Here is a 9,305-nt window from a genome sequence, read left to right as displayed (position 1 = left end):
TCGACAGCAGCGACCACAGCTCCATCAAATTGTTCTCCATCGGGGTGCCGGTGATCGCCAGTTTGAATGCGGCGTCCAGCCGCCGCACGCACTGATGCGTCTTGCTGTTGTGATTCTTGACGAACTGGGCCTCATCGAGAATGACGCCGGCCCAGTCGATCGCGGCGTAGGCGTCGAAGTCGATGCGCAGCAGCGTGTAGGAGGTCACCACGATGTCGGCCTGGACGACCAGGTCGGCCAGCGGGCGGTCTGACCGGGCGTCGGTGACGTTGATGGCGACCGCGCTCAACGCAGGAGTGAACCTGGCGGCCTCGGCGACCCAGTTGCCGACCACGCTGGTCGGCGCCACGACCAGGAACTTGCCAGCACCCGCACCGACGGCACGGGTAATCAACGCCAACGTCTGCACCGTCTTGCCCAGGCCCATGTCGTCGGCGAGCACCCCGCCCAGGCCGTTGTCCCACAGGAACGAGAGCCAATCCAGGCCGTCGCGCTGGTAGTCGCGTAGCGTGGCGTCGAGCCCGCACGGCACGTCGACCGGCACCGGGGGGCGGGCAGCGGACAACCGGGCCAGGTTCTGCCGCCACCGGCCCACCTGCTGGTCGACGACACCGAGGGCGAGCAGCTCGTCCCAGAGTGTGACGTTCAGCGACTGGGCGTTGACCTTGTCCCCGTCGATCTCGCCGAGAGCACGGGCTTCGTCGAGTAACTCCCGCAACCGGACTAACTCCGGGCTGTTGAGCCGAAAGTACACACCGCCGGGCAGCAGCATATGCGTTGCACCCGAGGCTAGTTCACTGATCACCTCGGGTAGCGGCACACTGTGCCCGTCGACCTCAACGGTGATGTTCAGGTCGAACCAATCGCTGCCCGCAAGCTCGACCTCACCGCTGGCGAAAGCCAGCTGCGGGTCGGTTCGCGCTGCGCGGAAATCCGGTGCGTTCGCGTCGATCTCGACGGTCAGCTCGGCACGGCAGTCCAACTCCGGCATGATCTCCGCGCACAGCACCGCCGCCTCCGGCACCGTCAGCTCGACCATGCCCCGCAACGTCGCGATCGACGCCACTGCGACCGCCCCCGCCGGATCGCCGGCACCGTCGATCGCATGCAGCTCGGCGATTGCCGCGGCGTCGAGAGCGCGGGCCATCCGCTGCTTCACACGTTGTGCGGCCTGCCCAGGCCAGGTGTGCGACGCGGTGGCCACCGCCCGCAGTGCGGGTGCAATCCGCTGCCAGCTGGCTTCTTCCGCGGCGCCGTCGCGGTAGCCGGTCGGCTGCGGCGCTGAATCAGGGTCGAAATCGTGGTGTTTGTCGTTGATGTCGTAGCGGATGCTCCAGAACGCGCGGGCGCCGCCGCCAGTCATCGTGATGGTCAAGACCGGCAGCGGTCCGGTGACGGTGGGCGCAACGAACAGCCCCTCTTCGACCTCTACCGGCACGGTGTTCGCCAACCGCGGCAAAACACTCAGCGCGACCTCGTCGACGTTCTCGGCGGGAATGTGCACCTGCTTGTGGTTGGCGAGGAGGTCGAGCATGCCGGGACCCGGCATGGGGTCGAACGAGCCCAGCCGCAACACCGAATCGCAGACCTGGTGCATGCCGTGCGGTTTGGGCCGACCGATCAGGGTGACGCCGCTCGGGTCGGTACGCTCGCCGTCGACAAGCAACGTCGCCGACATCACCGCCCCGCCCGCGTCGTCGCCGGCGAAGTCGAGGCGCAACTGGGCGTTTTTGATCAACTCGACCGCGCGCAAGCCGCTGGAACTGCCGGCGACCATCGCCACCCCGGCGTCCTGCGCGGCGATCAGCGTCGTCCACAGCGCCGACGGTGCCCCATCGATGATCAGGGCTTGCGCGGAGAACGCGGAACCGGACCGGCGCAACGCGAGAGCGAGTTCCCGGACAGCCAGGTACTGGTTACGATCGAACTCGCCCGCTGCGCCGTCGTAGAGCAGCCGCCGCCAGCTCAGGCCGCGCTTGATCCAAGTGCCACGCTTGCCGATGGTCACCGGCTGCACAGAGACCATGCCGCCGGGAAGGTACCGGCTGGCCGCGGTGAGGGAGAATTCCAGTCCCATCGGCGCGCCGGCGTCGGACGGTGGGCCAGCCAGCTCGTCGAGCACCTGGGCCAGGACCGTGCGCCACTGGTCCGAAACAGCCGGCTGCGGGCCAGCAGATGCCGCGGTCAACAGCAGTGCGACGGCATGTTTGCAGAAGGCACCGACCGGGCAGTCGCAGTCGGCCCACTCGATCACCAGGTCGTCGACGTTCTCGAAGCAGACATCGACCCCGTACACGTGACCGCGCGAGCCGACGCAGGCTCCGTTCAGGGTGCGGCCGTCGTGCTCCCAGGACACGTCTCGGACCCGACCTTCCTCGGCATACCGGGCGCCGCGGGTGATCGTGGCGGCGTCGAAGTCGCAACGCAGGTCGGCGGGGCCGATGGTGAGGGCAGGTAATGGTGGCATGCGCGCAGCATAGGGGCGGGCACCGACAGCGACGCGAAGGCCGCGCGGCGCGTTGCGCCGCGGATCCCCGATACAACTGTTCGTCTGAAACAACAGACGCAGCAGAAACTTTAGGTGCAGGCCGTCGGCCGTCGGCCGATCCTCACCAGGTGCTGGTGCGCAGCACGATCTCGCCGGCCACCTGTGCGGTGGACTCCCGGGCGCTGCGCCGTTTGAGCAACTGCACCACGCGTAAATCTCCCAACACGAACTGCTGGCTGGCGCGGGCCACCGCGTGCGCGGCCGGGGTGCTGACCAGCACGGTGGTGTTGATCTCCACCGGCGGGCAATGGTCGTCGCGGATGACGCCGTTGACGTCGGGCGTACGGGGATGGCCGCGGTCGATGACCACCAAGCCGATGAACCGGTCCAGCCTCGTCGCGGCCAGTTCCCACGCCAGCTCGGCACCCGCCCGGTCGCCGAAAACGGTGCCCCATCCGATGTCGAGCGCATCGAGAATGCCGACCACCGACTTCGGTGTCAGCTTCGGCTCGGGGCCGACGACGACGGTGCGCAGGTGCGCTGTGTGCAGCCTTGCGCAGATCGCGTCGTAGGCGGCGAGTGTGCGCTGTGCGGCGCTCAGCATCACCACGACGGGGCTCCCTTCTGGGCCGGCCACGCTGACCGGGACGGGAAACCCGTCGACGGTGGTCATCGTCGAGGGCATCTACGCACGCTATAACCAGTGGGCCCGTCGCGGGGCGGTTTTCCGCTGAGCAGCTCACACCCTCGTGAGAATTTCGGCTCCGTCGTCGGTGACAACCAGGGTGTGCTCGAACTGTGCGGTCCACTTGCCGTCCGTGGTCGCCACCGTCCAGCCGTCGTCCCAGATCTCGTAGTCCAGCCCGCCGAGGTTGATCATCGGTTCGATGGTGAACGTCATCCCAGGCTCGATGACCGTGGTCACCGCGGGCTCGTCGTAGTGCAGCACCACCAGACCGTTGTGAAAGGTGGTGCCGATCCCATGACCGGTAAAATCGCGAACGACGTTGTAGCCGAACCGGTTTGCATACGATTCGATGACCCGCCCGATGACCGACAGGGCGCGGCCCGGCTTGACCGCCTTAATCGCACGCATCATCGCCTCGCGGGTGCGTTCGACGAGCAACCGGTGCTCCTCCGAGACGTCGCCGGCCAGGAACGTCGCGTTGGTGTCACCGTGCACGCCGTCGAGGTAGGCGGTGACGTCGACGTTGACGATGTCGCCGTCGGCGATCACCGTCGAGTCCGGGATTCCGTGGCAGATGATCTCGTTCAGCGACGTACAGCACGACTTGGGGAAGCCCTTGTAACCCAGCGGTGACGGGTAGGCGCCGTGATCGATCAGGTAGGCGTGCACGACGCGGTCCAGCGCGTCGGTGGTCACCCCCGGCGCGACCGCCCGGCCGGCTTCGGCCAGCGCGCCCGCGGCAATCCGGCCGGCCACTCGCATCTTGTCGATGATCTCGGGGGTCTGCACCCACGGCTCGCTGCCCTCGGCGGCAGTGGGCTTGCCGACATATTCCGGGCGCGGGATCGACTTGGGCACCGGCAGCGTCGGGGATAGCACGCCGGGGGACAGGGCGGCGCGGGTGGGCATACCGTTAGCTTAATGACGCTGGTCGACACAGCCGCGCTCAGCGGCGCTCAACGCTGCCGCGCTCAAGCCTTGGCGGTCAGGCCAGAAAGTCAGCCGGCAGCGAATCGAACATCACCTTGGTCATCCGCACCGCGTATTCGGAGGTGCCGCCGCCGACGATCAGCGCCGCGAACGCCAGGTCGCCGCGATAGCCGGCGAACCAGGAATGCGATCCGCCCGGGAATTCGGCCTCGCCGGTCTTACCGAATACCTCGCCGCAGTTGGCGACGTCACGGGCGGTGCCCTCGGTCACTACCAGTCGCATCATCGAGCGCAGGCCGTCCAGGGTGCGTGGCGGGATCGCAGTGACGTCGCCGTGGACCGTCGTCGGGCGCCCACCCGCGATCAGCCAGGGCACCGGCATTCTGCCGGCCGCTATCGTGGCGGCGACCATCGCCATGCCGAACGGACTGGCCAGCACCTTGCCTTGACCGAACCCGTCTTCGGTGCGCTCGGCGACATCGACCGTCGGCGGCACCGAGCCGGTCACGGTGGCGATGCCGTCGATGAGGTAGTCGACCCCGATGCCGTAGCGGGTGGCCGACTGCGTCAACGCCCGCGGCGGCATTCGGCTGGCCAATTCGGCGAACGTGGTGTTGCAGGAATTGGCGAACGCCCGCGACATCGGTACCACGCCCAAGTCGAACCCGCCGTAGTTGGGAATAGTCCGGTGGCCGATGTCGATCTCGCCGGGGCAGCCGAGCAGCGTCTGCGGGGCGGCCATCTCCCGTTCCATCGCCGCGCCGGCGGTGATCATCTTGAACGTCGAGCCGGGTGGATACAGGCCGGTGGTGGCGACCGAGCCGTCGGCGTCGGCGGCGGCGTTCTGGGCGACGGCCAGGATCTGCCCGGTCGATGGTTTGATCACCACCATCATCGCTTTGGCTCCCCTGGTGTTGACCGCATGCTGGGCGGCATTCTGCACGCCACGTTCCAGGCTGATCCTGGTCGACGGCGCCGGCGACGGCGCGACCTCGTGCAGTACGTCGACGTCGACACCGTTCTGGTTGACGCTGACCACGCGCCAGCCCGCCTCACCGTCCAGTTGGTCGACCACGGCTTTCTTGATCTCCGCCATGATGGCCGGTGCGAAATTGTCGTCGGTCGAAAGCAATACCGGCTGGGAGCTGAGCACGACGCCGGGCAGCTCACCGATCACTGGGGCAACCCGGCTGTTGTCGTCGCTGCGCAGAGTGACCAGGTCCAGCGGCGTCACCGAGGAGCTGGCCTCTTCGGCGAGCCGTTGCGGGTCGTTCAGGGTGTCGTCGAACGGCTGCAGCGCCTCGACCACCGCGCGGGCGGTGCGGATCAGGTCGCCGCCCGCCCGGCCGGCGTCCAGTTGATAGTGATGCAGATAGCCAGGAACCAGCACGTCGGTGCCACCGGCTTCGGTGACCGAGGCACGTCGTGGCGGATCGGCTCGCAGCGCGAAGGTCTGGTGCTCCCCCAGTTTGGGGTGCAGGCCGGAGGCGGTCCAGCGGACCTCCCAGCGGCCCTCGTTGCGCACCATCTTCAGCTGGCCGTCGTAGGCCCACCGCCGATGCTTGGGCAGCTCCCAGTCGTAGTGGTAAGTCACGGTGCCGGTGTCATCGGTGTAGTGGGAGCCGAGAATATGTGCGTCCAGGTGGGTGGCCTGCAGCCCGGCCCAGGCGGCGTTGAGCGCCTCGCGGGCAACGACGGGATCATCGCTGAGCTGGGCGGCGGTCGAGGTGTCGCCGGTGGCCAACGCGGCGAAAAACCGCTCGGCAACCGGGCCGGGACCGTCCGGGCGGGGAGTGCAGGCCTGGACAACGCAGCCTGCGGTCACCACCACCGCCACAAGACCGCCCATGCGTGAGGCCAGTGTTGTCGAAGTTGTCATTGTGGCTGATGTTACGAGCTGTCACGTCGACGTGGGTGAAGGCGCACCGACACCAAACCGTTATCTGCAGCCCGTTGGTTGAGATTGCACCCATGGCTGCCCACGGCGCGATTCCACCGCCCTACGCGCAATCTCGGGCGACGTCCCACCGGCTCAGTCGAGCAGTACGGTCGCGAAAGTGCCCACCGGGGTGAACCCCACCCGCTCGTAGGTAGCCCGGGCCACCAGGTTGAAGTCGTTCACGTACAGGCTGGCGATCCGCCCGGTGCCGACGATCACCGACGCCAGCATCGCGGTGCCGGCAGAGCCCAGCCCATGGCCGCGTCGCTCCGGATGGACCCATACTCCCTGAATCTGACTGACCGCCGGCGACTGCGATCCCACCTCGGCCTTGAACACCGCCTTGCCCTGTTCGAAGCGAGCCCAGGCCCGGCCGGCCGCGATCAGGTTGGCCACCCGGCGGCGGTAGCCGTGTCCGCCGTCGCCGAGCCGCGGGTCCACCCCCACCTCGCCGATGAACATGTCGACAGCGGCCGCCAGGTAGGCGTCCAGTTCATCCGGCCGCACCTGGCGCACCTTGGTGTCGAGCGGACAGTTCGGCATGCTGCGCAATGCCATCAACGGTTGGCTGCGCCGCACGTCACGGGCCGGGCCCCAGGCATGCTCCAGCCGCCGCCACATCGGCAGCACCAGTTCGGCCCGGCCAACCAGCGACGAGCAGCGCCGCACGGTGCTCATCGCCTTGTCGGCGAACGCGTTCAGGTCCGCCGACTTGCCTTTCAGCGGAACGAGATTGGCGCCCGAGTAGCACAGTGACTCGTCGACACCGCGCCGCGTCCACAGTTCACCACCGATCGACGGGGGGTCCACACCATGATCGGCGACTCGTGCGGCGACCATGCACGACCCGACCGGATCCTGGTCGAGCACCCGCCACACGGCTGCTGCGTCCCGGGCGTCGCGCACCACCGAGACTCGTCGCTCATCGACCAGGCGAAAAATCGGTGGAGCCGACATTCTGACTCTTTCGGTGACTCTGTCTGCGAACTGACGGCCGGGCGGCCCGATCCAGCTCTCATCAGCTTACGGTCACCGTGGGCGAACCGCCGGTAGAAGCGTCCGGAGTCTCGGCTACTTCGGCTGCCTCAGCCGTCGGCTGTGGGGTGGTGCCCCATTTCTCCCATCTCCGAGGCCAACCGCAGCGCCTCCTCGATCAGCGTCTCGACGATCTGGGACTCCGGAACGGTCTTGACCACCTCGCCGTGCACGAAGATCTGGCCCTTGCCGTTGCCCGACGCCACGCCCAGATCTGCCTCGCGGGCCTCACCGGGGCCGTTGACCACGCAGCCCATCACCGCCACCCGCAGCGGCACGTCCAGCCCCTCTAGAGCGGCGGTGACTTCATTGGCCAGCTTGTAGACGTCGACCTGCGCCCGCCCGCACGACGGACACGACACGATCTCCAGCCCGCGGGGCCGCAGGTTCAGCGACTCCAGGATCTGGTTGCCGACCTTGACCTCCTCGACGGGCGGCGCCGACAACGACACCCGGATGGTGTCGCCGATGCCTTGGGACAGCAACGCCCCGAACGCGACCGCGGATTTGACGGTGCCCTGAAACGCCGGACCGGCCTCGGTGACACCGAGGTGCAGGGGGTAGTCGCACTGCTCGGCCAACTGCTGGTAGGCAGCCACCATCACCACCGGGTCGGAGTGCTTGACGGAAATCTTGATGTCGGAGAAACCGTGCTCCTCGAAGAGCGACGCCTCCCAGAGCGCCGATTCCACCAGCGCCTCGGGGGTGGCCTTGCCGTACTTGCGCAAGAACCGTTCGTCCAGCGACCCGGCGTTGACACCGATGCGGATCGGAACCCCGGCGGCGCCAGCCGCTTTGGCGACCTCGGCGACCCGCCCGTCGAACTCCTTGATGTTGCCCGGGTTGACCCGCACCGCCGCACAGCCTGCGTCGATCGCGGCGAAGATGTAGCGGGGCTGGAAGTGGATGTCGGCGATCACCGGGAGCTGGCTCTTGCGGGCGATGGCCGGCAGTGCCTCGGCGTCCTCCTGACGTGGGCAGGCCACCCGCACGATGTTGCAGCCGGCCGTGGTCAACTCGGCGATCTGCTGCAGCGTGGCGTCGATGTCGTGGGTTTTGGTGGTGGTCATCGACTGCACCGAAATGGGGTAGTCGCTGCCCACCCCGACCTTGCCGACCATCAACTGGCGGGTCTTGCGGCGTGGCGACAGGCCACTGCTCACCGGTCCTCCTCAGAACAGCCGGATCGGATTGATCACGTCGGCGGTCACGGTCAACAGCATGTAGCCGACCACCACGGTCAAGACTACGTAAGTCGCCGGCATCAGCTTGAGATAGTTCACCGGTGCTGCCGCGGCCAGACCGCGCACCGAGCGGACCGTGTTGCGGATCTTCTCGAACACTGCGATCGCGATGTGCCCGCCGTCGAACGGCAGCAGCGGCACCAGATTGAGCGCACCCAGGATGAAGTTCAGTTGCGCCAGGAAGAACCAGAACGCCACCCACAGTCCGTGATCGACGGTGTCACCGCCGATGATGGACGCACCGACGACGCTGAGCGGAGTCTCGGGGTCGCGCGGGCCATTGGGGTTTCCGATGGCGTGCACCAGAGCGCCGGTCTTGCTCGGGATGGCGGCCAGCGACTTGCCCAGCTCCACCCCCAGATCCCCGGTGAACGCGAACGTGGCCGGCACCGCGGAGACCAGGTTGTAGTGGGTGGGCCCGACCTGCGCGGCGCCCACCCCGATGGCGCCGACCGTGGCGGGAGCAGCGTCACCGCCGTGCGAGCTACCGGCGCCGTCGGTGATCCAGCGCCGGGTGGGGGTGACGTCGACGTATTTGGTCATCGTGACACCGTCACGTTCGATGACGATCGGCGTCACACCGTGCTGCTTGCGCACCGCGGCGGCCATCTCGTCGAAGCTGGCCACGTCGGTGTCGCCGACCTTCACGATGACGTCACCTCGCTGGATGCCCGCTAGCGCGGCGGGTCCGGGGCCAGCACACTTGCCCAGCTCGCCCTTGGTGATTTCTGGTGCGACACAAGCGGTTTCGCCGACGATCGCCGAGGTGGGCGGATGCAGGTTGGGCAGGCCCCAGGCCACCGCGATGGCGTAGATCAACACCAGACCGATGACGAAGTTCATCCCCGGACCGGCGGCGAGCACCGCGACCCGCTTCCAGGTCTGCTGTTTGTACATGGCCCGGTCGCGTTCTTCGGGTGCCAGCTCTTCGACCGCGGTCATCCCGGCGATGTCGCAGAACCCGCCCGCCGGGATCGCCTT

Annotated in this window: 7 protein-coding genes; all 7 read right to left on the bottom strand. The window is 67.7% G+C overall.

The features are described from left to right. A partial coding sequence (locus AC2VOP_RS20455; protein ID WP_486962666.1) for an SNF2-related protein occupies positions 1-2,467 on the bottom strand: 2,467 nt, incomplete at its 3' end. 142 nt (positions 2,468-2,609) lie between these two features. Beyond that, positions 2,610-3,173, bottom strand: coding sequence for an alpha/beta fold hydrolase (locus AC2VOP_RS20450; RefSeq protein WP_486962665.1), 564 nt, complete (start codon positions 3,171-3,173; stop codon positions 2,610-2,612). 54 nt (positions 3,174-3,227) lie between these two features. Beyond that, entirely contained in the window at positions 3,228-4,085 is an 858-nt protein-coding gene (gene map / locus AC2VOP_RS20445) for a type I methionyl aminopeptidase (RefSeq protein ID WP_486962664.1), read from the bottom strand. 76 nt (positions 4,086-4,161) lie between these two features. Next, positions 4,162-5,985 (bottom strand): penicillin-binding transpeptidase domain-containing protein, encoded by a 1,824-nt coding sequence (locus tag AC2VOP_RS20440; protein ID WP_486962663.1) that lies wholly within the window; start codon positions 5,983-5,985, stop codon positions 4,162-4,164. Between the two features lie 153 nt (positions 5,986-6,138). Further along, positions 6,139-7,002 carry a GNAT family N-acetyltransferase gene (locus tag AC2VOP_RS20435; RefSeq protein WP_486962662.1) on the bottom strand — a complete coding sequence of 288 codons (864 nt, stop codon included), beginning with the start codon at positions 7,000-7,002 and terminating at the stop codon, positions 6,139-6,141. A gap of 128 nt (positions 7,003-7,130) precedes the next feature. Next, positions 7,131-8,201 (bottom strand): flavodoxin-dependent (E)-4-hydroxy-3-methylbut-2-enyl-diphosphate synthase, encoded by a 1,071-nt coding sequence (ispG, locus tag AC2VOP_RS20430; protein WP_486962667.1) that lies wholly within the window; start codon positions 8,199-8,201, stop codon positions 7,131-7,133. A gap of 51 nt (positions 8,202-8,252) precedes the next feature. Beyond that, a partial coding sequence (locus tag AC2VOP_RS20425) for a M50 family metallopeptidase (protein WP_486962661.1) occupies positions 8,253-9,305 on the bottom strand: 1,053 nt, incomplete at its 5' end.

This window comes from Mycobacterium sp. TH-M106 (assembly GCF_057473765.1).
Note: the sequence above shows the minus strand (reverse complement) of the source record. Positions and strands in the feature narration are given on the sequence as shown.

What these genes read in the sequence shown, in the direction of transcription:
- AC2VOP_RS20450 (WP_486962665.1), bottom strand. Translation starts at nt 3,173, where the DNA reads ATGCCCTCGACGATGACCACCGTCGACGGGTTTCCCGTCCCGGTCAGC.
- map (WP_486962664.1), bottom strand. Translation starts at nt 4,085, where the DNA reads ATGCCCACCCGCGCCGCCCTGTCCCCCGGCGTGCTATCCCCGACGCTG.
- AC2VOP_RS20440 (WP_486962663.1), bottom strand. Translation starts at nt 5,985, where the DNA reads ATGACAACTTCGACAACACTGGCCTCACGCATGGGCGGTCTTGTGGCG.
- AC2VOP_RS20435 (WP_486962662.1), bottom strand. Translation starts at nt 7,002, where the DNA reads ATGTCGGCTCCACCGATTTTTCGCCTGGTCGATGAGCGACGAGTCTCG.
- ispG (WP_486962667.1), bottom strand. Translation starts at nt 8,201, where the DNA reads ATGGTCGGCAAGGTCGGGGTGGGCAGCGACTACCCCATTTCGGTGCAG.